At 64.5% G+C, this 24,726-nt stretch carries 29 protein-coding genes; 18 read left to right on the top strand and 11 right to left on the bottom strand.

Translation table 11 applies throughout. The features are described from left to right. Window positions 1-3: 3 nt before the first annotated feature. Genes BLT75_RS09535 through BLT75_RS09525 form a run of 3 tightly spaced genes read right to left on the bottom strand, consistent with a single transcriptional unit; the run spans window position 4 to window position 2,173 of the window. Window positions 4-432 (bottom strand): VOC family protein, encoded by a 429-nt coding sequence (locus BLT75_RS09535; protein ID WP_093030138.1) that lies wholly within the window; start codon window positions 430-432, stop codon window positions 4-6. Continuing rightward, window positions 432-1,424 carry an alpha/beta hydrolase gene (locus tag BLT75_RS09530; protein ID WP_093030136.1) on the bottom strand — a complete coding sequence of 331 codons (993 nt, stop codon included), beginning with the start codon at window positions 1,422-1,424 and terminating at the stop codon, window positions 432-434. Before BLT75_RS09530 ends, BLT75_RS09535 begins: the two co-directional genes overlap by 1 nt. Further along, entirely contained in the window at window positions 1,424-2,173 is a 750-nt protein-coding gene (locus BLT75_RS09525) for an alpha/beta fold hydrolase (RefSeq protein WP_093030134.1), read from the bottom strand. The genes BLT75_RS09530 and BLT75_RS09525 overlap by 1 nt, the downstream gene beginning before the upstream one ends. 277 nt (window positions 2,174-2,450) lie before the next feature. Between BLT75_RS09525 and thrS the strand changes: the two genes are divergently transcribed. The 5 genes from thrS (at window position 2,451) to BLT75_RS09500 (ending at window position 7,184) form a co-directional block, all read left to right on the top strand. Beyond that, the gene (gene thrS, locus BLT75_RS09520; RefSeq protein WP_093030132.1) at window positions 2,451-4,397 is read left to right on the top strand and encodes a threonine--tRNA ligase; all 1,947 of its coding nucleotides are present in this window, start codon (window positions 2,451-2,453) and stop codon (window positions 4,395-4,397) included. 223 nt (window positions 4,398-4,620) lie between these two features. Beyond that, on the top strand, window positions 4,621-4,926 hold the full coding sequence (locus BLT75_RS09515) for a BufA1 family periplasmic bufferin-type metallophore (protein ID WP_093030543.1): 306 nt from the start codon (window positions 4,621-4,623) through the stop codon (window positions 4,924-4,926). An 80-nt stretch (window positions 4,927-5,006) separates the two neighbouring features. Further along, on the top strand, window positions 5,007-5,864 hold the full coding sequence (bufB, locus tag BLT75_RS09510; protein WP_093030130.1) for an MNIO family bufferin maturase: 858 nt from the start codon (window positions 5,007-5,009) through the stop codon (window positions 5,862-5,864). Continuing rightward, complete coding sequence (locus BLT75_RS09505; protein ID WP_093030128.1) at window positions 5,861-6,643, top strand: HvfC/BufC N-terminal domain-containing protein; 783 nt, start codon at window positions 5,861-5,863, stop codon at window positions 6,641-6,643. The genes bufB and BLT75_RS09505 overlap by 4 nt, the downstream gene beginning before the upstream one ends. Continuing rightward, window positions 6,618-7,184: a DoxX family protein gene (locus BLT75_RS09500; RefSeq protein WP_093030126.1), complete on the top strand. Its 567-nt coding sequence runs from the start codon at window positions 6,618-6,620 to the stop codon at window positions 7,182-7,184. Before BLT75_RS09505 ends, BLT75_RS09500 begins: the two co-directional genes overlap by 26 nt. Window positions 7,185-7,223: 39 nt before the next feature. Here BLT75_RS09500 and BLT75_RS09495 read toward each other — a convergent pair whose 3' ends face one another. Both BLT75_RS09495 and BLT75_RS09490 read right to left on the bottom strand, forming a co-directional pair. Then, on the bottom strand, window positions 7,224-7,592 hold the full coding sequence (locus BLT75_RS09495) for a hypothetical protein (RefSeq protein ID WP_093030124.1): 369 nt from the start codon (window positions 7,590-7,592) through the stop codon (window positions 7,224-7,226). 43 nt (window positions 7,593-7,635) lie between these two features. Then, window positions 7,636-7,953 (bottom strand): arsenate reductase family protein, encoded by a 318-nt coding sequence (locus BLT75_RS09490; protein ID WP_093030122.1) that lies wholly within the window; start codon window positions 7,951-7,953, stop codon window positions 7,636-7,638. Between the two features lie 216 nt (window positions 7,954-8,169). On the opposite strand from BLT75_RS09490, the gene BLT75_RS09485 reads away from it, so the two are divergent. Continuing rightward, the gene (locus tag BLT75_RS09485; protein WP_093030120.1) at window positions 8,170-8,376 is read left to right on the top strand and encodes a cold-shock protein; all 207 of its coding nucleotides are present in this window, start codon (window positions 8,170-8,172) and stop codon (window positions 8,374-8,376) included. Window positions 8,377-8,531: 155 nt separating this feature from the next. Here the strand turns inward: BLT75_RS09485 and BLT75_RS09480 are convergent, their stop codons facing one another. Continuing rightward, complete coding sequence (locus BLT75_RS09480; protein ID WP_245706449.1) at window positions 8,532-8,843, bottom strand: hypothetical protein; 312 nt, start codon at window positions 8,841-8,843, stop codon at window positions 8,532-8,534. Between the two features lie 54 nt (window positions 8,844-8,897). Beyond that, entirely contained in the window at window positions 8,898-9,809 is a 912-nt protein-coding gene (gene thyX, locus BLT75_RS09475; RefSeq protein ID WP_093030118.1) for an FAD-dependent thymidylate synthase, read from the bottom strand. A gap of 199 nt (window positions 9,810-10,008) precedes the next feature. Between thyX and BLT75_RS09470 the strand changes: the two genes are divergently transcribed. From BLT75_RS09470 to BLT75_RS09450, 5 genes are all read left to right on the top strand, one after another. Then, a complete protein-coding gene (locus tag BLT75_RS09470; RefSeq protein WP_093030116.1) occupies window positions 10,009-10,929 on the top strand; it encodes a hypothetical protein in 921 nt (306 codons plus the stop codon). Next, on the top strand, window positions 10,895-12,313 hold the full coding sequence (locus BLT75_RS09465; RefSeq protein WP_143028539.1) for a hypothetical protein: 1,419 nt from the start codon (window positions 10,895-10,897) through the stop codon (window positions 12,311-12,313). The genes BLT75_RS09470 and BLT75_RS09465 overlap by 35 nt, the downstream gene beginning before the upstream one ends. 66 nt (window positions 12,314-12,379) lie before the next feature. Continuing rightward, on the top strand, window positions 12,380-12,808 hold the full coding sequence (locus BLT75_RS09460; RefSeq protein WP_093030112.1) for a VOC family protein: 429 nt from the start codon (window positions 12,380-12,382) through the stop codon (window positions 12,806-12,808). Further along, window positions 12,805-13,500: a DUF1194 domain-containing protein gene (locus tag BLT75_RS09455; protein ID WP_093030110.1), complete on the top strand. Its 696-nt coding sequence runs from the start codon at window positions 12,805-12,807 to the stop codon at window positions 13,498-13,500. Before BLT75_RS09460 ends, BLT75_RS09455 begins: the two co-directional genes overlap by 4 nt. Beyond that, window positions 13,497-14,231 carry a DUF1194 domain-containing protein gene (locus tag BLT75_RS09450; RefSeq protein ID WP_093030108.1) on the top strand — a complete coding sequence of 245 codons (735 nt, stop codon included), beginning with the start codon at window positions 13,497-13,499 and terminating at the stop codon, window positions 14,229-14,231. Before BLT75_RS09455 ends, BLT75_RS09450 begins: the two co-directional genes overlap by 4 nt. Before the next feature lie 201 nt (window positions 14,232-14,432). Here the strand turns inward: BLT75_RS09450 and BLT75_RS09445 are convergent, their stop codons facing one another. The 3 genes from BLT75_RS09445 to BLT75_RS09435 all read right to left on the bottom strand — a co-directional run bounded on the left by BLT75_RS09445 (window position 14,433) and on the right by BLT75_RS09435 (window position 15,654). Continuing rightward, on the bottom strand, window positions 14,433-14,924 hold the full coding sequence (locus BLT75_RS09445) for a MarR family winged helix-turn-helix transcriptional regulator (RefSeq protein ID WP_093030106.1): 492 nt from the start codon (window positions 14,922-14,924) through the stop codon (window positions 14,433-14,435). A gap of 83 nt (window positions 14,925-15,007) precedes the next feature. Further along, window positions 15,008-15,265 (bottom strand): succinate dehydrogenase assembly factor 2, encoded by a 258-nt coding sequence (locus BLT75_RS09440; protein WP_093030103.1) that lies wholly within the window; start codon window positions 15,263-15,265, stop codon window positions 15,008-15,010. Then, window positions 15,262-15,654 carry a helix-turn-helix domain-containing protein gene (locus BLT75_RS09435; RefSeq protein ID WP_176827909.1) on the bottom strand — a complete coding sequence of 131 codons (393 nt, stop codon included), beginning with the start codon at window positions 15,652-15,654 and terminating at the stop codon, window positions 15,262-15,264. Before BLT75_RS09435 ends, BLT75_RS09440 begins: the two co-directional genes overlap by 4 nt. A 90-nt stretch (window positions 15,655-15,744) precedes the next feature. Between BLT75_RS09435 and BLT75_RS09430 the strand changes: the two genes are divergently transcribed. The 5 genes from BLT75_RS09430 to BLT75_RS09410 all read left to right on the top strand — a co-directional run bounded on the left by BLT75_RS09430 (window position 15,745) and on the right by BLT75_RS09410 (window position 21,392). Next, window positions 15,745-16,947, top strand: coding sequence for a pyridoxal phosphate-dependent aminotransferase (locus BLT75_RS09430; protein ID WP_093030101.1), 1,203 nt, complete (start codon window positions 15,745-15,747; stop codon window positions 16,945-16,947). A gap of 26 nt (window positions 16,948-16,973) precedes the next feature. Beyond that, window positions 16,974-17,375: a hypothetical protein gene (locus tag BLT75_RS09425; protein ID WP_093030099.1), complete on the top strand. Its 402-nt coding sequence runs from the start codon at window positions 16,974-16,976 to the stop codon at window positions 17,373-17,375. 66 nt (window positions 17,376-17,441) lie between these two features. Beyond that, complete coding sequence (locus BLT75_RS09420) at window positions 17,442-18,812, top strand: dipeptidase (RefSeq protein ID WP_093030097.1); 1,371 nt, start codon at window positions 17,442-17,444, stop codon at window positions 18,810-18,812. A 519-nt stretch (window positions 18,813-19,331) separates the two neighbouring features. Next, entirely contained in the window at window positions 19,332-20,729 is a 1,398-nt protein-coding gene (locus BLT75_RS09415) for a selenium-binding protein SBP56-related protein (RefSeq protein ID WP_093030095.1), read from the top strand. A 3-nt stretch (window positions 20,730-20,732) separates the two neighbouring features. Then, window positions 20,733-21,392 carry a hypothetical protein gene (locus BLT75_RS09410; protein ID WP_093030093.1) on the top strand — a complete coding sequence of 220 codons (660 nt, stop codon included), beginning with the start codon at window positions 20,733-20,735 and terminating at the stop codon, window positions 21,390-21,392. A 40-nt stretch (window positions 21,393-21,432) separates the two neighbouring features. Here the strand turns inward: BLT75_RS09410 and BLT75_RS09405 are convergent, their stop codons facing one another. After that, window positions 21,433-22,773 (bottom strand): MATE family efflux transporter, encoded by a 1,341-nt coding sequence (locus tag BLT75_RS09405; RefSeq protein ID WP_245706447.1) that lies wholly within the window; start codon window positions 22,771-22,773, stop codon window positions 21,433-21,435. A 111-nt stretch (window positions 22,774-22,884) separates the two neighbouring features. Here BLT75_RS09405 and BLT75_RS09400 point away from each other — a divergent pair, with 111 nt between their 5' ends. Next, window positions 22,885-23,514 (top strand): TIGR02453 family protein, encoded by a 630-nt coding sequence (locus BLT75_RS09400; RefSeq protein ID WP_093030089.1) that lies wholly within the window; start codon window positions 22,885-22,887, stop codon window positions 23,512-23,514. A 3-nt stretch (window positions 23,515-23,517) separates the two neighbouring features. Then, a complete protein-coding gene (locus tag BLT75_RS09395; RefSeq protein WP_093030087.1) occupies window positions 23,518-24,675 on the top strand; it encodes an alpha/beta hydrolase family protein in 1,158 nt (385 codons plus the stop codon). The last annotated feature ends 51 nt before the right edge of the window (window positions 24,676-24,726 follow it).

The following is a 24,726-nucleotide window of genomic DNA, read 5'->3' as shown; positions in this document are numbered from 1 at the left end:
GCATCAACCGTAGCCGTTCCAGCGGAATTCGCCGTTCGGCCCCAGCGCCGAGAACGGGTTGTGCGCGATCTCCCAGATACTGCCGTCCGGCGCGCGGAAATAGCCGATGTAGCCGCCCCAGAACACCTCGTGCCCGGATCTCAGGATGTCGGCCCCCGCCGACCCAGCCCGTTCCAGCAGCGCGTCGACCGCCTCCGGGCTGGACAGATTATGGCTCAGCGTCACCGCGCCATGTCCCAACCGCTCCTGCGGCACGCCGATGTCGGCGGCCAGCGCAGCCAGCGGATAGAGCCCCAGCGCCTGCCCGATCAGATCGAACACGACAATGCCCTCGGGTGTTTCCACGCGCTGCCAGCCCAGCGCTTCGTAAAACGCCGCCGCCGCCTCCAGGTCGGCCACCCCGATGGTGATCAGGCTGACACGTTGCTCCATCATTCGATCCCCTGTGCCTTCAGCCAGTCCAGCATGCCGGCCACCGCCGCGTCGGTCTGGCCCGGGGACATGATATCGCCCGCCACCACATGCGAGGACGGGTCGTCCCCCGGACCCATGGTCACGTTCCGTACCTCGACCGGCCCGCCCCAGCGCGCCGCCACCTGGCGGGTCAGGTCGGGGCGCACCACCTTGTCGTCAGGCGAGAACCAGAACAGCGCCGGAATTTGCGCCAGGGAAAAATCAAGCCCCACCACCGCCTTGACCAGCGCCGCCATCGGCACGACAGCCTCCCAGGAATAGCGGCTGGTCCAATAGGTGTTCTTTGCCGGATCGGGGCTGCTGACATCCCGTTCGCCCCCCATGACCAGCGGCAGCCAGTACCGCGCGCCCGGCAAGCTCGGCACAAAGGCCAGCGGATCGTTCACCCCGAAATTGGGCGAGACCAGGATCATCGCCACCACATCCGCCGACATTTCCGGATCAAGCGCCGCCGCCGCCGCCAGCGTGCCGCCGGTCGAGGTGGACAGGACGATCACCTTTTCGCCGACAGCCCGGCCCGCCGCCAGCGCCTCGGCCGCATCCCGCATCCAGCCCGATGCGGTGCCTTCGGTCATCGCCGCGCTGCCGCGCCCGTGCCCCTGCAACCGGGTATAGACCAGGTTCGCATCCAGCGCCCCGGCGATACGGTCGGGAACCGGGCGGATCTCCTCGGAGGTGGCCGAGAACCCGTGCAGGTAGACCACCGAATAGGGCGTCCGCCGCTCGTATCCGCCCGGCGCCCAGATTACCCGTTTTTCAACACCGGGCGTGATGTCGGAAAACCGCGACTCGACACTTTCGAAATAGACCTGCACCCCTTCGCCGAACCTGCGCGGTTCGAACCCTGCGGCCAGGTCGACCTTTTCATAAGGTCCAAGCCACCAGACCAGCCCGCCCGCCAGCAGCAAGAGCGCCAGAACGCGCCCGAGGAACCGGCCCGGGCGCCGCATCAGCCATGCCCCCGAACGACAATCACCGCATCTTCGATGATCTTCAGGCAAGTCTCATCCGAGAACCGGTGATCGGCATCCTTGACGAGCAACAGCCGCATGTCGGGGCCCGTCGCATGCTGTAAGAGCCGGATGGCCGTTTCGACCGAGACCGCCGTGTCGGCGGTGCCTTGCAGGAAACGGACCGGAAACGGCAGGTCGAGCGGCGTGCGCAGCACCAGATGGTCGCGCCCGTCCTCGACCATCCGGCGGGTGACGACATAGGGCTCCATGTAATCCGACGGCAATTCCACCCGCCCGACAGCCATCAGCTGCACCTTCTGCGCCCCGTCGAAACCGGCCCACCAGCCGTCTTCGGTGAAATCCGGCGCGGCGGCGATGGTCACCATACCAGCGATCCGCTCGGGCCGCGCCCGCGCCAGCAACAGCGCCTGCCAGCCGCCCATCGACGATCCGACCACGATCAGCGGGCCTTCGGTGAGCTCGTCGATCACCGCCAGCGTGTCCTGATGCCAGTCGCCGATGGCGCCCTCGTCGAAAATGCCCGAGCTTTCGCCATGCCCCGAATAGTCAAACCGGAGAAATCCGTACCCCCGCCCCCGCGCCCAGGCTTCGAGATGCACCGCCTTGGTGCCCTCCATGTCGGATTTCAGTCCACCAAGGAACACGATGCAGGGTCCCGCCCCCGGCGTCAGGTGATAGGCCAGCCTGCGGCCCTGCGGCGTATCCAGAAAGATGGTGGCGCTCATTCGGTTCTCCAGCTGCGGCGTTGGCCAACCCGCCACGGTCGCAGGCGACAGGGCCGGTCAGTCCACCACCATCCTGCATGTCACCGCCCCGAAGGCAAGCCGCCCGCCCGACATCTTCCCGTAGCAAACGGGAAGCCCATACGGCCCGGCGCCACGGCGCGCCGCCCGCTGTCCTGTGATCGCTTGACAGGCCGCAGCCCACCTGCCAAATCGGGCGCACACCATAACCCGCAACCGGGCGTTCAGTGGGCGCCAAACCGACGAGGAGCCGCCAGTCATGGCCCAGATCTCTCTCACCTTCCCCGATGGCAATGCACGATCCTACGACGCAGGCGTAACGCCCGCGCAGGTCGCCGCCGACATCTCGACCTCGCTGGCGAAAAAGGCCATTTCGGCCACCGTCGACGGCAAGCACTGGGACCTGCAATGGCCCATCGCGCAGGATGCCGCCATCGCCATTCACACCATGGCCGACGAGGCGCAGGCCAACGAACTGGTGCGCCATGACCTTGCGCATATCATGGCCCGCGCCGTGCAGGAAATCTGGCCCGCCACCAAGGTCACCATCGGCCCCGTCATCGAGAACGGCTGGTATTACGACTTTGACCGGGCCGAGCCCTTCACCCCCGAAGACCTCGGTCAGATCGAGAAGAAGATGAAGGAGATCATCAACCGCCGCGACCCGGTCACCACCGAGGTCTGGGATCGCGAGCGCGCGATAGAATTCTACAAGGCCTCGGGCGAACCCTACAAGGTCGAGTTGATCGAGGCCATTCCGGGCCACGAGCCGATCCGCATGTACTGGCACGGACACTGGCAGGATCTCTGCCGCGGTCCGCATCTGCAACATACCGGCCAGGTTCCGGGCGACGCGTTCAAACTGATGTCCATCGCCGGCGCCTATTGGCGGGGCGACTCGAGTCGCCCGATGCTGCAACGCATCTATGGCGTCGCCTTCACCAACAAGGAAAAGCTGAAGGCATATCTGCACATGCTGGAAGAGGCCGCCAAGCGCGACCACCGCAAGCTGGGCCGCGAGATGGATCTCTTCCACATGCAGGAAGAAGCGCCGGGCCAGGTGTTCTGGCACCCCAACGGCTGGACCATCTACACCACGCTGCAGGACTACATGCGCCGCCAGCAGCGCCGCGGCGGCTATGTCGAGGTGAACACGCCGCAGGTCGTCGACCGCAAGCTGTGGGAACGCTCGGGCCACTGGGAGAAATATCAGGAGAACATGTTCATCGTCGAGGTGGACGAGGAGCACGCCCGCGAAAAGGCGGTGAATGCGCTCAAGCCGATGAACTGCCCGTGCCACGTGGAAATCTTCAAGGTCGGACTGAAATCCTACCGCGACCTGCCGCTACGGATGGCCGAGTTCGGGTCGTGCAACCGCTATGAGCCCTCGGGCGCGCTGCACGGGATCATGCGGGTGCGCGGATTCACCCAGGACGACGCGCATATCTTCTCGACCGAGGAACAGATCGAAAGCGAAACGGCCGAATTCATCCGCTTCCTCAGCGCGATCTACAAGGACCTCGGGTTCGAGAGCTTCAAGGTCAAGTTCTCGGACCGGCCCGAGACCCGCGCCGGCTCGGACGCGGTCTGGGACAAGGCCGAAACCGCCCTGCTGTCGGCCACCCGCGCCGCCGGGATCGAGCCCGAAATGAACCCCGGCGAAGGGGCCTTCTACGGGCCGAAACTGGAATTCGTGCTGACCGACGCCATCGGTCGCGACTGGCAATGCGGCACCTTCCAGGTCGATTTCGTGCTGCCCGAACGGCTGGACGCCACCTATATCGGCGCCGACGGGGCCAAGCACCGGCCGGTGATGCTGCACCGGGCAACGCTGGGCTCGTTCGAACGCTTCATCGGGATCCTGATCGAGGAACACGCCGGCAAGCTGCCGTTCTGGCTCGCACCGCGCCAGGTGGTCGTAGCCTCGATCATATCCGAGGCGGACGATTACGTGCACGAGGTCGTGGCCGGACTGCGCGCCGCAGGCGTCCGCGCCGAGGCCGATACCCGCAACGAGAAGATCAACTACAAGGTCCGCGAGCACTCGGTGGGCAAGGTGCCGGTGATCCTCGCCGTCGGCCAGCGCGAGGTCGAGGAGCGCACCGTCAGCGTCCGCCGCCTGGGCGAAAAGGAAACCCGGGTGCAGCCGCTCGCGGATGTTACAAGGGATCTGGCACGCGCCGCGACACCGCCCGACCTGCTGTAACAATTGTCACGAAACACCTTCAGGCCGGACCGCATCCCGCGGGCCGGCCTGAAACATTTTATCGGGACGACACCGAAGAATCCCTTTGATTTCCGGCGATACTTTCCAACACTTGCTGACAGGAATGTGAGACACGGGGTCGTGAATTCAAACGGCGCCATGGGTGCATTACCTTTGACCTGTCCAAGAACGACACATCACAAGATCACAAAGGATGAACGAGATGTCGAACACCGCAAAGACCCTGGCCGTCGCTGGCGCCGTTGCCGCAGCGCTCGCCGCCACCACGGCCACCACCGCAAGCGCACAGGCCAAGGAAAAATGCTACGGCGTAGCGCTGGCAGGCAAGAACGACTGCGCTGCTGGCCCAGGCACCACCTGCGCCGGTACCTCGACCGTGGATTATCAGGGCAATGCATGGACGCTGGTCGATGCCGGCACCTGCGAGAACATCGAACTGCCCGCTCAGGCTGACGGCACCCCGCGCAAGGGTTCGCTGGATGCGCTGACGCGCGACATGCCCGCGTAAGGTCCGAAAAGTACGGGGGCGGGCTGCCCACCGGCCCGCCCTTCTCAATGCCTCGCCGGGATTGCCGAAAGGAGCCTCTCATGCCCGATGGTTCGCGCGCCCCAAGCGGCCTGCCGCCCCTGCCGGGCGTCGGCTACAAACCGCAGCATTTCGCCGAAATCCTGGACACGCCCGGCCCCGTCCGCTGGTTGGAAATTCACGCCGAGAATTACATGGGTGCGGGCGGTCGGCCGATTGCCCAGTTGCGGCACCTGTCCGAACGATTCCCCATTTCCGTTCACGGTGTCGGCCTGTCGATCGGCGGAGAAACCCCGCTGGATGCCGATCACCTGGCCCGTCTGAAACACCTTGTCGGCTGGCTGAACCCGGCCAGTTTTTCCGAACACCTGGCCTGGTCCACGCATGACAGCCATTTCCTGAACGACCTGCTTCCGCTGCCTTATACCGATGCCACGCTGACCCGCGTCTGCGGCCACATCGACCAGGTGCAAGAGGTGGTCGGCCGCCGGATGCTGCTGGAGAACCCCTCTTCCTACCTCGCTTTCGCCGAAAGCACCTGGTCCGAGCCCGATTTCCTGCGCGAGATCGCCCGGCGCACCGGCTGCGGCCTTCTCCTGGACGTGAACAATGTCTTTGTCTCGGCCACCAACCTGGATTTCTCGCCGCAAGGATATATCGATGCCTACCCGCTCGACCATGTTGGAGAGATCCACCTCGGCGGTCATGACGAGGATCACGACGACCACGGCCGCCCGCTGTTGATCGACAGCCATGGGCGCGAGGTGGTGGACCCAGTCTGGTCCCTGCTGGACTACGTGCTTGACCGCTCCGGCCCCAATCCGATCCTGATCGAATGGGATACCGACGTGCCCGACTGGCCCATCCTGCGGGCCGAGGCCGCGCGCGCCCGAACCGCGCTGGAGCGCTTACCGGCATGACAGTGACACAGGATGAATTCCATGCCGCTCTGCTTGATCCGGGCCGGGCGATCCCGGAGGGTTTGCGCGATGCCGATGCACATCCCGCAGGCCGCCGGTTCAACGTCTATCGCAACAACGTGGCCGTGTCGCTGACCGAGGCGATGCACCAGGCCTTTCCAGTCATCACCAAGTTGCTGGGCGCGCAGAACATGGACGGGCTCGCGGGTATCTTCCTGCGCCTCCACCCGCCCTCGTCGCCGCTGATGATGTTCTATGGCGCGGCGTTTCCCGAGTTTCTCGCGGGGATGGAGCAACTGTCGCACCTGGGTTACCTGCCCGATGTAGCGCGGCTGGAACTGGCCATACGCCATGCCTATCACGCCGCCGACAGCTCCCCGCTCGACCCGCAGGCGCTGGCCATCGACCCGGATGCGCTGATGGCCGCACACCTGTCCTTTGCCCCGGCCATGCAGGTCGTGCGCTCTCCCTGGCCGATCCACGCGATCTGGCGGTTCAATACCGAAGAAGGCGCGCCGAAACCGGAACCGGGCGGTCAGGATGTGCTGATCACCCGGCCCGAATACGACCCGATCCCGCAACCGCTGCCCCCCGGCGGCGCCGACTGGATCGAGGCCCTGCAAGCAGGCGCCAGCATCGGAGCTGCATTCGAAGCTGCCGCCGAAACGACATCCGATTTCGACCTGGGCGCCACATTGGCCCTGCTCCTCCAGGGCGGCGCCCTCACCTCACTCACAGAGGAAGGACAAGACCATGAACCCACTCGTCTCGATCCATGACAAGGTCTTTGGCCTTGTCGAAACCGCCGGAACCTGGCTGTTGCCGCTGCTGGCGCGCTTCGTGTTCGCCGCCGTGCTGCTGGTCTATTACTGGAATTCGGGCCTGACCAAGCTGGGCGACGGGCTCTTCGGCCTGTTCAGCCCCTCGATCGGCGCCTACAGCCAGATCTTCCCCAAGCAGCTCGAGGCGGTCGGCTACGACGTCTCGCAACTGGGCCTCTCCCACTGGGCCATAGTCATGGCCGGCACCTATGCCGAATTCCTCCTGCCGCTTCTCATCGTCATCGGCTTGTTCACCCGGCTGGCCGCGCTCGGCATGATCGGCTTTGTCGTGGTCCAGTCACTGACGGACATCTATGGCCACGGCGCGACCGATCTGGCCACATTGGGCGCGTGGTTTGACAACCAACCCAGCAGCGTGATCATGGATCAGCGCCTGTTCTGGGTCTTCACCCTCGGCATCCTGGTGATCCGGGGCGCGGGCGTCCTGTCGGTCGACGCCCTGTTGCGCAGCAGGGCGCAAAACGTCGCCACGGCCTGACGCCGCTTTCGGCCCGCGATTCATGCGGGCCTTTTTCATTCAGAAATGCGCCTTTTCTTCGTCCGGCTTGCCGGCGGCCACCGCCAGGACACCCGCGACCCCGGCAAAGGCGATGGGGAACATGGTGAACACATTGAAGCCAAAGGCATGGTACATGCCCGCCGCCGAGACCAGCAGCAGCAGCCCGCCCCACAGGGCCCGCGCGCGCGCCATCGCACCGCCCGCAATCGCCAGCATCGGCGCGATGACCGAGGTCATCTGAACCAGATCGGTATTGGCCACCTGTTCGGCGACGCCCTCGATCTCGCCGAAGTATTCAACCGCTTCGACATAGCCAAAGCTGACAAAGCCCACGATCATTCCGATCAGCCCGGCTATGATTCCCAGCACCAGCGCCGCATTGCGCATTCCATGACCTCCATTCCGATACGGCGTTCACATAAGGCCCCACTCAGTCCACGCCAAGGGCGCGTCGTGTCTCGGGAGTCCAGCCAAGGTGAAATTCCCCCTCGGCCTCGATCAGGGGACGTTTCATAAGGGCCGGGTGTTCGGCGATCAACTCCAGCGGGTCGCGCGACCGTTCGTCCGCGTCCAGCCCGCGCCAGGTCGTTGACCGGGTATTCAGGAGTTCGGCGCCAAAGCGCGCCCAGGCGCGTTGGAGCGTCACTCGGTCCAAGGCTTCGGCCCTGACATCGACCAGACGCGCATTTGGCAATGACTTCAACGCCTTGCGGCATGTATCGCAATTTTTCAACCCATAGATCAGCATGACCCCTCCACTCCGATCGCCCAAATATCGTGCAAAAATACCCGCGCACAGTGCCTTTTTCTTGATTTTTGCAGGTACCATGCAATCTTGAGGCCGGAACCGCCAGCCTTGCATCTCTTTCCTTGCGCGCAGGGGACGAGCCGGATCGCAGACGGTCGCCCGCCCATAGCCCCGCATAATCGGGGAAGACTTGAACGTTAGAAGGAGACACGGGACATGCCTACCGGCACCGTGAAATGGTTTAACGCAACTAAAGGTTACGGTTTTATTGCCCCTGACGGCGGGGGCAAGGATGTTTTTGTTCATATTTCTGCCGTCGAACGGTCTGGTCTGACAGGATTGGCAGACAACCAGAAAGTATCGTTCGAATTGCAGGATGGCCGTGACGGCCGTCAAATGGCTTCGGATATCAAGCCGCTATAGCCGAAAACCAAGACATGATACCCAGTCGGCGGCCGACTCGCTTGGCCGCCGCAGGGGTGACAATGTATTCCGCATAGAATTTTCCGGGAACACCTGAAGCTCAAGTATCGCCTGACGTCACAAGCCACCTTCGATGCAAAGGTTTCCGGCTGCTTTCAGGCCGGGTCACGCGGCGGCGCCGGTGTCCATGCCTCTCCCATGGCGACGATGCAGGACAAACCGGTGGCGTAGGTTACCACCATGGTCCAGTCTCCGCGGCTATCGGTCCAGACCTCCATGATCTGTTCCGGGCCGCGCAGACCGGTGGCTGTTCTTTCGCTGGCAAACCGGTGGTTCAGCCTGTCATGCAAGACCTCGGTCGGTTCGCAGAGGATCTCGGCGATCGGGCTTGTCGCCCAGGCCATGCCCGAGCAGACCAGAAACCAGCAGAATGCAATCAGGTGTTTCATGACACCAGTGTAACGCATTCATGACAGCTTGCATATACACCGTATATACCAAGATGCCGATGGAGCCGGCGATCAGGATCGCCCGATAACCTCCTGAAACTCGCGCCATTCCCGCGCGGACAATCCCGAGGTTTCCTGCGTGACCGCTTCGCCCGCCAGCATCCGGCGCAGGCAATCGACCATCTGCGCCGACAGGTTCACGGCGCCCAGCCGGTAGTCCTCGAATGCCTTGTAGGCAAAAGGCACCCAGTCAGCCACGATCCGGCACATGGTTTCGGCATAGACCCGGATCTCGTACTGGGCATGAGCATCGGCGCGCAACCGCAGAAAATGAAACAAGTTATGCAGATCCACCTTCCAATACCACTGGGTATAGATGTTCGCCGGCAGGTTCATCCGCGCGAGTTCGCGTGCCAGCCCCTGCTGGCCGTCCTGGCCGATCATCGCCTCGTAATTGTCATAGCAGCGGGCGCTGTCGGCCTTCAGGATCTCCAGCACACGTGCCGCCTCGGCCCCCTCCAGCGTGTCGCCGCGCCCCTGGTTGTTGACCGCCGATTGCGCCGCCACATGCTCAGGCGCCGGAATATAGAATTCGCGGTCGAGGATCGAGTAGCGGGCTGAATACTCGTTCACATTGGCGGTCCGGTGCCGGATCCACTGCCGCGCGACAAAGACGGGCAGTTTCACATGCAGTTTGATCTCGCACATCTCGAACGGGGTCGAATGCCAATGCCGCATCAGGTAGCGGATCAGCCCCTCGTCGTTCTGGACCGACTTGGTGCCCTTGCCATAGCTTACCCGCGCCGCCTGGCATATCGCCGCATCATCGCCCATGTAGTCGATCACGCGGACAAAACCATGGTCCAGCACCGGATGCGCCGTGTAGAGATGCTCCTCCATGCCTGGCGAGACCACCCGGCGCGTCATCGCGGTCTGTGTCCGCTGGGCATCGATCTCGGCCAGTTGCTCAGGCGATAGCGGCATCGGGGATCCTTTCACTAGATGAGTCGCCAGAATACTATATCTTGCTCAGACGGGCACTGGAACCGCGATATAAGGTATGGCTTTTTGGGCACCCTGGCTGAAGCATTCGCCGATACATTGTTTGAAATGATTGACTTTCACCAGTCGAACCCGGACTATCGGCCAAAAACCAGTCAAAGAAACATAGAGGCAGGCAGTGATGAAACCCTATCTCGTTGCGATGGCAACGTGTGTTGCCCTGTCCGCCTGCGGCGGATCAAACGCTGTTTTCGGAACGGGCGATGGCACCGATGGCGGTGGAGGAACTCCGGCGAACCCCGTCGTTCCCGCGGATATTGCCGGAAACATTACCAGCATCTCTTATGATCCGGACAACCAGACCTTGGTGGTGCGGGGCGCAGGGCTCGACGATGTCGCCTTTACCGATGTCTATACCCGCAAGCCCGCGCTCGACCGGCCCGGCTATGAAGCCTATACCGCCCAGGACGGCTCGCTGACGCGTCACTTCACAGCCTATGTGCGCGAAATCGACGGCACATATGGCGCCGTGATCGGCAGCGGCGGGCAGTTCAATACCGTCATCCAGGGCACCCAGTTCGGTCGCGACGGCGCATACGATCCGCCGGCAACGACCCCAAACGGCGGCGTGGTCTCTTACGCCGGCAATTACATCGGGGTCCTCAACAGAAATGGCAGCGGCGAAGACCTGTTGCCCGTCACTCCGGGGACGGACCCCTCTGTGATACCAGGGCAAGTGGCCGAGGTCACTGGCAACGTCCTGATCAACGCCGGTTTCGGCGACACCCAGAACCAGGTGGATGGTATCATCTACAACCGCCAGATTGCCGATACGGGCCTGTCGATGGAGGACCTGTCATTGCGGCCAACCGAGATTACCTCGAATGGCACCTTTACAGGAGAGGTAATGACACCTGATCTGAGAAACGTCGGCGGGTATGCCGGACTTTTTGGTGGCCAGGATGCCTCGGTCGTGGCGGGTGCCCTCCATGTCGAGGATCACGTCGGTGCGCTCGAAAACGAAGTCGAATACGGCACGTTCGTCCTGGGCGTCTGCGGTGGCCCGAATGCCGATCCGCTCTGTGATCAGCCGAACCCGTAACTGGATGGCGGCGACGCTTGTCGCCGGTCTGGCCGCGCTGCCCGTTTCAGCCGCCGAACCGGAAACGGTTCAGCGGTTGACGCTTGACCAGGCCTTCGAGATCACCTTGCGGGCCTTGCGAGACGACCGGCCCGCGCTGGCCCTGCAAATGTCCGAGGGGTTGCTGTCGGCCGACCAGCACAATCCCCTGCTCCACTATCTCCAGGCCAGCGCCTATGCGCGCTTGCAACAGCCCGATGCCGCCCGGCGATCCGCCGCGCGCGCCTATCGCTTTGCCGAAGGCCAACCCGACAAGTTCCGGGCGGCGCAGATGGCGGCCCGCAATGCGCTGGACGCCGGTCAGCCGACCCGCGCGCAATACTGGCTGCGCCTGACGGCCCTGCATTCGCCGGACGACAACTCCGACAGGCTGATCGCCCGCGACTATGGCATCCTGCGTCGCATCAATCCCTGGTCGTTTCGCATCAGAACCGAAGTGCGGCCGTCCGACAACGTGAACAACGGCGCCGACAGCGCGCGACAGATCATAGACGGCGAACCGGTGATCGGCTCGCTCAGCCCCTCTGCCCAGGCATTATCCGGGACAATCGGCATCATCGACCTGACCAGCGCCTACAGGTTCCACCGCTCGGATACTGCCGAAACCTCGGTTGCCGGGCGGATCTTCGTTCAGCGCGTAGCCCTGTCTTCGGAGGCAAAAGCAGCTGCGCCCGGCCTGAACAATTCCGACCTAGCCAACACATATGGCGAGATCGGGTTGAAACACGGGTTCAAGACCGGGGCGGGCATCTCGGTGATCCAGGCCGTCTGGGGAACCAGCTGGGCCGCCGGAGAGCGCAGCTACAACCTGGCGCGGCTGGAAGCATCGTACAGCCGGGCAATGGGCAAGGGGCGGGTGACGTTGGGTGCACTGCTCGAAACCCGGTTTTCCGCACGCTTTGCCACCCAAGAGGCCGATATCCTGGGCCTGAACGCGCTGTTCACGCACCCGCTGGACAATGGCGACCGTATCACCCTCAGCCTGGCCTGGCGCAATACCGATGCGGTCTCGCCCAACGGCACGTTCCGCGCCGCATCGGCCCGGGTTAACTACGACTTCGGAAAATCGCTCGGGCCGGCGCGGATCAGTGCGGGCCTGACCGTCGGGCAAACCGATTATCCCACCTACATCCTGTTCCTGCCCTCGATCAACGGTTTTGGCCCGGTTCAGGACGGCCGCGAGGAAACCTCGGTCTACGGTGATCTGAACCTGACCTTCGACCAATATGACATTGCGGGATTCGCGCCCGTGCTTCGGCTTCGCAGCGGGCGCAAACAATCCAACATCTCACGTTTCGACATTCGTGAAACCTCGATTTCACTGGGGATCGAGTCGAAGTTCTGATCCGCGCTGGCAATGGCGGCGCGGGCTGCTAGGTTGCTTGCAGGAAAACCAATCCGGAGATCGCCCATGAGCCTCAAGTATCTGCACGTCATGGTCCGCGTTAAGGACCTCGAAAAATCCATGGCCTTCTATGAACTGCTCGGCCTGCGCGAAATCCGCCGCTATGAGAGCGAACAGGGCCGGTTCACGCTGGTCTACCTGGCCGCGCCGGGGCAGGAAGAGACGCCGCTGGAACTGACCTACAACTGGGACGGCGACGAGGGGCTGCCGTCCGACAGCCGGCATTTCGGCCACCTCGCCTATGGTGTCGACAACATCTACGAGATGTGCGCCATGCTGCAAGAGAACGGGGTCACGATCAACCGGCCGCCGCGCGACGGACGGATGGCGTTTGTCCGCTCGCCCGACAACATCTCGATCGAGTTGTTGCAGAACGGCGAGGCGTTGCCGCCGGCAGAGCCCTGGGCCAGCATGGAAAGCACTGGACACTGGTGATCCGGGCGGCGTTCTGGGCAGCGGCCCTGCCGTGGTTTCCGGTCGAGGCGACGGCGTCCGACTGCCGCCTTGCGCTGGCGCTGGCGCTGGATGTCTCGCGCTCGGTCGATGCGCGCGAACATGCGCTCCAGCGCGGCGGGCTGGTTGCGGCCCTTAACGCACCCGAGGTGCGCCGCGCCTTTTTCGCCGCACCGCTGCCTGTGGCGCTGGCCGTCTACGAATGGAGCGGACCGGCCGACCAGCACCTTCTGATGGATTGGCTGCTGATACGGGCGCCTGACGATCTGGACAGGGTGGCAGACCGCCTGGCCAGCGCCCCGCGCGCCGGCACCGATGCGCCGACCGCCATGGGGCATGCCCTTCTCTATGGCGCGGCCCTGATGGCACGCGGCCCCGACTGCCTGTTCCGCACCATCGATATCTCGGGAGATGGCGAAAACAACGAAGGCCCCGGCCCCAGTCAAGTCTATGCAACCGCCGAATTCGCTGGAATAACCGTGAACGGCCTGCCGATCAACGGCGCCGAATACGAGACCGAGATCCAGCTCATCCCCTGGTTTCTTGACCACGTGCGCCACGGTCCCGGCGCCTTCATCGAGGTTGCCCAGGGGTTTGCCGATTTCGAACGCGCCATGCGCGCAAAGCTCGAACGCGAGCTTTCGGGAATGGTCATCGGCATAGCGCTGCCATGATCCGGCTTATCGCACTTCTCCTCTGCCTCGGCGCCGCGCAGGCGCAGGCCGCCTGTCGGCAGGCGCTGGCACTGGGACTCGACGTCTCCGGTTCGGTTGATGCAACCGAGTACCGACTGCAACTCGACGGGCTGGCCGCCGCCCTGCTGGCGCCGGACGTTCGGGAAAGGCTGCTGGCGATGCCCTCGGCACCGCTGAGGCTGGCCGTGTTCGAGTGGAGCGAACCGGGGCACCAGCGGCTGATCCTGGACTGGCGTGAAATCCGCTCTGCCGGCGATATCGCGGCGACCGCCGCGCAGCTTGCCGGCACAACCCGCGCGCCCGCGCCACCTGGCACCGCCATCGGCCCTGCCATGGCGCATGGCGCAGCCCTGTTGGGGCAACAGCCGGACTGCTGGAAACGCACGCTGGACCTGTCGGGCGACGGCAAGCACAACATGGGCCCGCACCCCCGCGACATGCGTCGGGCTCTGTCAAACCGGGGGATTACCATCAACGGTCTGGTGATCGGCGCCGACAGCACGGATGCGACCGACCGTCGCCAGGTCGAGATCGGCGAATTGTCCGCATATTACAAGGCCTGGGTTCTGACCGGCCCCGATGCCTTTGTCGAGGTTGCGCTGGGATACGACGACTATCAGCGCGCGATGGAGCGCAAACTGCTGCGCGAACTCGAGGGCCTGGTCCTGTCCGCACTGCCCGACGGTGGCGCGCAAGCTCTGCGCGACTGACAAACCCGCGATTGATTGCCTCCCCGCTGGCACAACACTGCCGCGTTCCTGGAACACCGGCACCGGCCAGGTTTGCCCCTGTCCGTTCGCCACGCCGCTGGAGCTTCTCGGCCACCTATCGCCGCTGCGCTACCGCGCTTGGGCCTTTCGTGATCGGCAACGCCATCCGTTTCAGGTGTGCCGGAAAATCTCCGGCCGCGCTCAATAGATGTAGCGAATCTGGTCGGTCCAATACCGTTCCACCCGTTTGAGGGCACTGGTGATCTCCATGACTCCTTCGGGCCCCAGCACGCCACGGCTTTGCAGCCCCTCGGCATGGCGCTGAAACAGGTCGGTGACGATATCGCGTATCTCGCGGCCACGCTGTGTCAGCCGCACCCGGACCGACCGCCTGTCGATCTCGCAGCGCTGGTGGTGCATGTACCCCATCTCGACCAGCTTCTTCAGGTTGTAACTGACGTTGCTGCCCTGATAGTAACCGCGGCTCTTCAACTCGCCCGCCGTCACCTCGTTGTCGCCGATGTTGAACAACAAGAGCGCCTGCACGGCGTTGATCTCCAGCACGCCGACCCTTTCGAACTCGTCCTTGATCACATCGAGCAGCAACCTGTGCAATCGCTCGACCAGCGACAGCGCCTCCAGGTACCCCGCCATGAACCCTTTTCCGCCGGCCTGCCCAACCTGCATTTCCATACTCATCCGTCTCTCCGACTCGCCCGTGCCTGAAAAACAGACTGGGCAGAAAAGCCAAAGATTCAGTTAAGTCGAAATCTGTGTTATTTTTGAAACGTTTGCGAGATGTCGTGGATCAGGTCGCGAAACCCTTCGGGTGCCGCGACCTGGCCCGTGACCCATTGATACAGGTCCTGATCGTTTTCGTGCAGCAGCGCGTCATACAGATCCAGCGCCGCCGCATCCATGCCGGCCAGATTGCGTTCCGCATAGGCCGACAGGATCAGATCCATCTCCTTGATTCCCCGCCGCATCGACCGCATCTGCATCCGCTTGATGCGGTTTTCAGGGGTTTCGGTCACGCTTCAACCTCCATCTTGCGCCGCACCGCCTTTTCCAGCTTGGCCACGCGGCCGGACGCCCCCTGCAACTGGGTCCGAAGCTCGCGCAGTTCGCCCAGCAGCGCCGCCATGTCGCGGTTGAAGTCATCCTCTTCGCCCGCCATGTCCATGCCCTGACCTTCGCCGGTGATCAGCCACATGATCGACACGTTCAGCATCCCCGCCAGCATCTGCAAACGGTTGGCGCGCGGTTCGGCCAGATCCTCTTCCCAGCTTGCAATGGTCGATTTCTTGACCCCCAGCCTCCGGGCCAGTTGCGCCTGCGTCATGTCCGCCGCCTCGCGCGCCGCGGCCATCCGGTCACCAAAGGTCGCCGCATCCGGCCCGTAGTAGTCAATCGTGTCTGTCATCACCCTGCTCCTTCCGGTCATCCATGTGCTTGATCGCCGCACGGGCGCACCCTATGACAGTCCGGCCCAACATTCAAACCGAGGCCGACCATGCATTTCCTGTCTGCGACATTGTCCCGCGTCAAACCCTCGCCCACTGTCGCCATGACCGCCAGGGCGGCCGAACTCAAGGCCGCCGGGCGCGACATCATCGGTCTCAGCGCCGGCGAGCCCGATTTCGACACGCCGCAGAACATCAAGGACGCAGCCGTCGCCGCCATCGCCGCAGGCAAGACCAAATATACTGCCCCCGACGGCATCATCGAGCTGAAGCAGGCCGTCTGCGCCAAGATGAAACGCGACCACGGGCTCGATTACACGCCCGCGCAGGTCTCGGTCGGCACCGGAGGCAAGCAGACGCTCTACAACGCCTTCGTGGCAACGCTGAACCCCGGCGACGAGGTGATCATCCCCGCCCCCTATTGGGTCAGCTACCCCGATATGGTGCTGCTCGCGGGCGGCACGCCCGTGGTGGTCGAAACCTCGCTCGACACCCGGTTCAAGCTGACCGCGGAACAGCTCGAGGCCGCGATCACGCCCAACACCAAGTGGTTCATCTTCAACTCGCCCTCGAACCCCACCGGCGCGGGCTACAGCCGGGCCGAGCTCAAGGCGCTGACCGATGTGCTGACGCGCCACCCCCATGTCTGGGTGATGACCGACGACATGTACGAACACCTGGCCTATGACGGCTTCGAGTTCTGCACCCCCGCCCAGGTGGAACCGGGGCTCTACGACCGCACGCTCACCTGCAACGGCGTGTCCAAGGCCTATGCCATGACCGGCTGGCGCATCGGCTATGCCGCCGGTCCCGTCGAACTGATCGCCGCCATGCGCAAGGTCCAGTCGCAATCCACCTCGAACCCCTGCACCATCAGCCAATGGGCGGCGGTCGAGGCGCTGAACGGCACGCAAGACTTCCTGGCCCCCAATGCCGCGCTGTTCAAGCGCCGCCGCGACCTCGTGGTCTCGATGCTGAACGCCATCGACGGCATCGACTGCCCGACGCCCGAGGGCGCGTTCTATGTCTATCCCTCGATGGCCGGGCTGATCGGCAGGACCACGCCGGCCGGCACCCTGATCGACAGCGACGAGACCTTCTGCACCGCCCTGCTGCAAGAGGCCGATGTCGCCGTCGTCTTCGGCGCCGCCTTCGGGCTTTCACCGAACTTCCGCGTCAGCTACGCTGCCTCGGACGCGGCCCTGACCGAGGCCTGCGCCCGCATCCAGCGCTTCTGCGCATCGCTGGTCTGAACGGCAACGACAAGGAGAGGCCGCGCATGGGCGCCGAGCTGCCAGACTACTATTTCCGGATCCGCGAAAACGGCGCCTTCGTGTTTCGCGTCGATACCGAGAACCGCCAGCGCCGGATCGAGATGGACCAGATCGCCATCGTCAACATCAAGAACGGCGAAGTGAAACCCCATGGTGGCCGCGACCTCACGCCCGAGGACATGAAGGCGATCAAGCGCTGGATGGCCGACCGGACCGAGCTGCTGGCCCGCCGCGACATCGACGACATCCTCCGCGCGGTGGACTACCTAAACCTGACCACCCATTGGGTCCAGTCCAAGGCCACCGACGACCAACTGGAGGAGGTCACCGACTCGCTGCTTCTGGCCATGCACGACCTGCGCTCGGTGCTGGTGCGAAAGAAGGCCGACCGCCTGGCCAAGGGCTGACCGCCGGGCTTGCCAGACCCGGGGAATGCCGTACTGTCACCGCAGGCTTGCATGGGGAGGCAGGACATGGGCTGGCAGGATTATCTCGACACGAACCAAACCCGCTTCGAACAGGAGCTTCTGGACTTTGTCGCCATCCCCTCGGTCTCGGCCAAGCCAGACCACATGGGTGATGTCGAACGCGCCGCCGAATGGGTCGCCGCGCGCCTGCGCAAGGCAGGGATCGAGAACACCGCCGTTCTGCCCACCACCGGTCACCCGGCGGTTTACGGCGACTGGCTGCATGCCGGGCCGGACAAGCCGACGGTGCTGATCTACGGCCATTTCGACGTGCAGCCCGCCGAACCCTTCGACCTCTGGCACAGCCCGCCTTTCCAGCCCGAGATCCGCGAGGGTCGCGTCTGGGGGCGCGGCGCCTCGGACGACAAGGGCGGCATGTTCATCCCCATCCTCGCCGCCGAGGCGCTGCTGGCCACCACCGGCCGCCTGCCCGTCAACGTCAAGTTCCTGTTCGAGGGTCAGGAGGAAATCGGCTCGCCCGACATGCCGCCGTTTATCGAGGCCGAGGCGCGGCGGCTCTCCTGCGACATGATCTTCTCGGCCGACGGCCTGCAATGGACGGCGAACGAGGCGCAGCTGGTGATGGGGCTCAAGGGGCTGGTCGGCGTCGAACTGATCGTCGAGGGCGCGCAGGCAGACCAGCATTCCGGCCTGCATGGCGGCGGTATCAACAACCCGCTGATGGCACTCAGCCAGATCCTCGCCTCGATGAAGGACGCGCAGACCGGCCGGATCACGATCGACGGCTTCTACGACGACGTGGTCGAGCTGACGGTGGAGGATAAACAGGAGATCGCCCGCGTTCCCTTTGACGAGGCCGAATATTGCGCCGAACTGGGCGTGCCCGAGGCGTTCGGCGAAGCAGGCTACACCGTGCGCGAACGGCTCTGGGCCCGGCCCACGCTGGAGCTGAACGGGCTGACCGGCGGCTACCAGGGCGCTGGCAGCAAGACCGTGCTGCCCGCCCGCGCCAGCGCCAAGATCACCTGCCGGCTGGTGGCCAACCAACGCCCCGAGCGCATCGCCGAGCTGATCGCCGCCCATGTCGCGGCCCATACCCCGCCCGGCGTGACCGCGCGCATCGAGCATCTGGCAGGCGATGCCGATCCCTTCCTGGTGCCTCGCGGCCACAATGCCACCCAGGCGGCGGGCGAGGTGCTGCGCGAGGTCTACGGCGCCGCCCCCTACATCACCCGCGTCGGCGGCTCGATCCCGATCATGACACTGTTTCTGCGCGCCCTCGGCGTGCACGGGGTCATGTTCGGCTTTTCCATCGCCGACGAGAACCTGCACGCCCCCAACGAGTTCTTCCGGCTGGAGAATTTCCGCCGCGGCCAGACCGCCTATTGCCGCCTGCTGGAACGGTTGGGGCGCTAGCCGCCGCCCTCCGTCTTCGGTGCATCCTGACCTCCCTGCGGGCAAGCCCGAGCGCTGCAAGGGCGGTCATGTCCACCATGTCAGGCCTTGACCGGGGACGTGGCGGCGCTCCATGACGGCCGGATGGTCGGCAAAACTCCCGCATTTGCCGTGGTCAGCCCTCCTCCCCCCATACCCGCCTGTTGCTCACCCCGGTCCCCGAATTACGGCGGGGCTGGCTCCAACGGGTAGGCCGCGTTCAGCCGATGGCGCGGTTGCCCCGTTTGCCAACCGCCGCACCCGGAACATCCGGGAAAATTGCAAAAATCCGGCCACCACCTGCGCGCCGTCCGGCATTCGGACTGGAATTTGCATCCCATTTGACCGAGGATGAGGTGTCATGAGTGCCGCAGACGACCGGCGGCCCGCGCCCAAAGCGAAACGATGACCAAAAAACTTACTTACAGGACAAAGGACGACCGAAAGGATCAGACCACCGGAACTTGCAACTCTCAGCGCGTAATTTGAGGAGGAATTGCCGTGAATCTCAGACCAGACCCGACCTTTCATCCATCGCCAAAGCTGGCCATGCAGGCCCCGGCCGAAACCCTGGCTTTCACGCTGATGCTCAGCCCCGACGCATCGCAGCCCGATGGCCTCGCGGTCGTCGATGTCGATCCGGGCTCCGGCACCTTCGGCCAGATCCTGCATCAGGTGATCATGCCCAACAAGGGCGACGAGTTTCACCATTTCGGCTGGAACGCCTGCTCCTCGGCGCTGTCGCCCCTGACCGGGCATGCCTTTCTCGAACGGCGCTACCTGATCATTCCCGGCATCCGCTCGTCCCGCATCTATGTGGTCGACGTGAAAGAACCGCTGAAGGCCAAGATCCACAAGATCATCGAACCCGAGGAAGTCTTTGCCAAGACCGGATATTCCCGCCCGCATACGATCCATTGCGGACCCGAAGGCATCTATGTCTCGACGCTGGGCGGCGGCGGCAAGGATGGCACCGACGGCCCTCCGGGCATCTTCATCATGGATTGCGAAACCTTCGATGTCATCGGCCGCTACGAGATCGACCGCGGTTCGCAGGACAAGCAATACGATTTCTGGTGGAACCTGCCGCGCGACTACATGGTCAGTTCGGAATGGGGCCTGCCGCCGCAGTTCGAGAACGGCCTCGTCCCCGAGGATCTTCTGTCCAACAAATACGGCCACCGCATCCATTTCTGGAACCTGCGCGAGCGCAAGAACATCCAGACCATCGACCTGGGCGAAAATCACCAGATGGCGCTGGAAATCCGCCCCGCCCACGATCCGGTCAAGGAATACGGATTCTGCGGTGTCGTGGTGGACACCACCAACCTCGAAGGCTCGATCTGGACCTGGTGGCGCGAGAACGGCACCTGGCATGCGAAAAAGACCGTCACCATTCCGCCCCAGCCCGCCAACCCCGACGATCTGCCCGAGCTGCTCAAGGGGTTCTCGGCAGTGCCACCGCTAGTGACGGATATCGACCTGAGCCTCGATGACAAGTACCTCTACGTCTCTTGCTGGGGTACCGGCGAGATGCATCAATACGACGTGTCAGACCCGATGAACCCGAAACTGGCCGGCAAGGTCGAGATCGGCGGCATCGTCAAGAAGACGCAGCACCCGAACGGCAAGGACTTCGGCTATGGCCCGCAGATGGTCGAGGTCAGCCGCGACGGCAAGCGGGTCTACTGGACCAACTCGCTCTATTCGACCTGGGACGAGCAGTTCTATCCGGGGGAACGCGGCGGCGCGATGGTCAAGGCCGACGTGGGCGCAAATGGCGGGCTTACACTCGACAAGACCTTCTTCGTCGAATTCCCGAAGGGCTACCGCAGCCACCAGATCCGGCTGGAGGGCGGCGACTGTTCGACTGACAGTTTCTGCTACCCCTCGGTCTGATCCTTGGCAGATATCTACAGCACCACGGCGGGCCTCTGGCTCGCCGTGGTGGCAAGCGGGCTCTATCACGGCCTCAACCCCGGCATGGGCTGGCCGCTTGCGGTGTCCGCCGCACTGATGGAACGGCGCGCCGGGGCGCTGTGGCGCGCGCTTGGTGCGCTGGCCGCCGGGCATCTGGCCGCGGTGATCGTCATTCTCCTGCCCTTCGCGGTGATGACCGTGCTGATCGACTGGCAGCGCGAGATCAGGCTTGCCGCCGGGATCGCCGTCATTGTTCTGGGGGCATGGATACTCGTGACGAAACGCCATCCGCGCTTTCTGGCGCGGGTCAAACCCACGCGGCTGGTGCTCTGGTCGTTTCTCGTCGCGCTGGCCCATGGCGCCGCGCTGATGCTGGTGCCGATCTATCTGGGCCTGTGCCGGACCGAAGAGCTCGACACTGCCCACCGGGCGGCCGAGGCGCTTATGTCGAGCAGCCTGTTCATGGCGCTTGGCGTTGCGCTGGTCCATACCGCGGCGATGATCGGCGCCGGTGGCGCGGTCGCCTGGGGCGTCTACCGCTGGCTCGGATTGAAGTTCCTCACCCGCGGCTGGTTCGACCTGGAAAGGGTCTGGGGCGCCAGCCTGATCCTCGTCGGCGTGGTGGCGCTGGCGACCGCCTGACCCGCCCGGTCAGATCAGAGCGGCGGCAGTCGACCTCGCCTCAACCCACCCTGCGGATCGACTTGCCCCAGAACCGCGCCATCAGCAGCGTTCCGGCACAGGCCAGTCCCAGCACCAGCCCAGCCCAGACCCCGATACCCTCCCATTCCCAGACAAAGCCCAGCACATAGGACGCCGGCATGCCCACAACCCAGTAGCTCACCGCCGCCATCACCATCGGCACGGTGGTGTCCTGCACCCCGCGCAACAGGCCCAGCGCCATCACCTGCGCCCCGTCAACCAGCTGGAACAGCGCCGCCATCGCCAGAAGTACCGTGCCGATCGCCAGGATCTCGGGCCGGTTGGGGTCGTCCGGCTCCATGAAGAGCGAGATCAGCGGTTCGGCGCAGGTCAGAAACAGCGTGATCGTCGCCACCGACATCATCAGCGACATCGCGATCACTACCTTGCCGCCGCGCGCCATGCCCGCCCGGTCACGCCGGCCATAGGCGTTGCCGGCGCGGATGGTCGCGGCATTCGACAGGCCCAGGTGCACCATGAACGTGGCCGAGGCCAGCTGAATCGCGATCCCATGCGCCGCCAGCGGCACCGCCCCCAGCCAGCCCATCATCACTGCCGAGGCGGAAAACAGGCTCACCTCGGCCAGGTTGGTCAGGGCGATCGGCACACCCAGTCGCACCACCCGCCGGAACATCTCGGTATCCGGCCGCCAGAACCGGCGGAACAGCGTGTGTTGCGGCAGCACCCGCAGCGCATAGGCCACCACGGCCACCAGCGACACCATCTGAGTGCTGATCGAGGCAATGGCCGCACCGGTTATCCCCAGTTCCGGTGCCCCCCAGTTGCCGAAGATCAGCGCATAGTTCGCCGCCGCATTGGCCAGCACCGACAGCACGGTGATCCAGAACACGACCTGCGTCCGCTCCAGCGCCGCCAGATAGGATTTCAGCACCATCACCATCAGTGCCGGCACCATGCCCCAGCCGGCCACCCGCAGGTAATCCGCCGCCAGCGCGGCAATCTCCACCTCCTGCCCCAGCGCCAGCAGGATCGGCTCGGACCAGATCAGCAGGGGCATCGCCAGCGCCGCAAAGATCAGCGAGGCCCAGAGTCCCATGCGCGTCGCCCGCCGGATGCTGGTCTCGTCCCGTTCGGCGGCAGCAGCCGCCACCATCGGCATCACCGCCCAGCCGAACCCTGCACCCATCAGGAACAGCACGAAGAAATAGCTGCTGCCCAGCGTCACCGCCGCCAGCGCCTCGACCCCGTACCAGCCCAGCATGACCGTGTCGGTCAGGCCGATGGCGAATTGCGCCAGGTGCCCGCCAATCAGCGGCAGGCCCAGGATGGCAATCGCGCGGGCATGGCCGCCATATGTCATGCTCTGCGTCATCCGGTCAGGCTTAGGTGGCGCCTGCGGCAAGGGCAAGCGCGATCTTTCCTCTTTCCGATGACCCTGCCCGTGCTAGGCTTGCCCCAGACGGAGGCTCCCATGTCCGACCCCCTTGACCGACTGATCCCCGAGGCACGCGCCTTTCTGACTGAGCTTGACGCCAACAACAGCCGCGACTGGTTCACCATCCACAAGGCGCGCTATCACGCGGGGCTAAAGGTCCCTGCCCGGATCCTGCTCGACCGGATGGCGGCCCATCTCGGCACCGGCACCGCGACGAAACTCTTCCGCCCCCAGCGCAACGTGCGATTCTCCAGGGACAAGACGCCCTACACGACCCATCTGCACCTGTTGTGGACCACGTCGGACGGCGCGCAGTATTTCTTCGGCATTTCGCCGGACTACGTCGCTTCGGGCGGCGGGCGGATGCGTTTCGACGCCCCCTCCCTTGCCCGCTATCGCGACCGCCTGCCCCGCCTCGGCCCCGCGCTGCAAGCCGAGACCGACGCGCTGGCCGCACAGGGCGCGCGTCTCTCCGAGCCCGAACTCAAACGCCCCGCGCCGCCGGTCAAGGCGAATGACCCTCTTTCGGATCTTGCCCGGCGCAAATCGCTCACCCTCTGGTTCGATCACGATGCCGGGATGACCGACCCAATGGCGCAACTTGTCCGCGACTTCGACCGCCTGAAACCCTTTCAGACGGCATTGACTGCCCTGCTCGCGGACTGACCCATGTCTCACAGCCAGAACCGGATCGACACCGTCCGCCCCGATGCCCCCGAACAGGCCGGATACGGTCCGTTTCCCGTAGGCGTGCGCACGCTCACCTTCGAGATCGCGGGCCAGATCGATGTCGCCCGCGCCACCAAGGACAGCCAGCGCCTCTACGACCGGCCGATGACGGTCGAGCTCTGGTATCCCGCCACCCCCGGCACCGCACCGGGCGGCTCGTACGACACGCTGATCCGCGACGGCCGGACGACCACACGTCTCTTTGGCCGCGCCGCGCACGATGCCGCCCCCGCGCAGGGCCGCTTTCCGCTGGTGGTGATCTCGCACGGCTATCCCGGCAACCGGTTCCTGCTGTCGCACTTGGGCGAAACGCTGGCCTCGCGCGGCTTTGTCACTGCCGCCCCCGACCATGCCGACAGCACCTATGCCGATCAGGGCGCGTTCGGCGCGACGCTCTATCACCGCCCGCTCGACCAGCGCGCCGTGATCGACCATGTCGCCGCAACCGTGCCGCAGGCCGACACCGACCGCACCGGCGTCATCGGCTATTCCATGGGCGGTTACGGCGCGCTGGTCTTTGCCGGTGCCGGCGTCACACCCGCCGCCGCCAGCGCCGATTTCGCACCGCCCGCCGGTCTGTTGTCCCGCCACATCTCCGGCTCGGAAACCCACGCGGCCCTGATCGACCCGCGTGTGCGCGCAGCCATCGCGATCGGCCCCTGGGGCAATCACCGGGGCATCTGGGATACCACCGGCCTTGCCCAACTGGCCAAACCGCTGATGATCATTGCCGGCAGCCTTGACGAGGTCTCGGATTATACCGCCATGCGCGGCCTGTTCGCGCAGAGCACCGGCACCACCCGCCACCTGCTCACCTTCCAGGGCGCCAGCCACAACGCCGCCGCCCCCATCCCCGCCCCGGCCGAGAGCTGGGGCGCATCCCCCGCGCTCGACTTCATCCCGTTCGAACATTACGCCGATCCGGTGTGGGACACGGTGCGCATGAACAATATCGCCCAGCATTTTGCTGCTGCCTTCCTGTCGCTGCATCTGAAGCGCGACAAGACCATGCAAGTCTATCTTGACGACACCTTCGCCGGTTTCGCCCCAGGTTCCGCCCGCGCCCTCACATTCGAGACGCTGACGAAGGGTCACTGAACGCCACACCTTTCCCGACAGCCCGCAACCTGCTTGACTGTACCGGTCAGA

Source organism: Ruegeria marina (assembly GCF_900101475.1).
Lineage (GTDB): Bacteria > Pseudomonadota > Alphaproteobacteria > Rhodobacterales > Rhodobacteraceae > Ruegeria_B > Ruegeria_B marina.
This window is presented reverse-complemented; position numbering and strand designations above follow the sequence as displayed.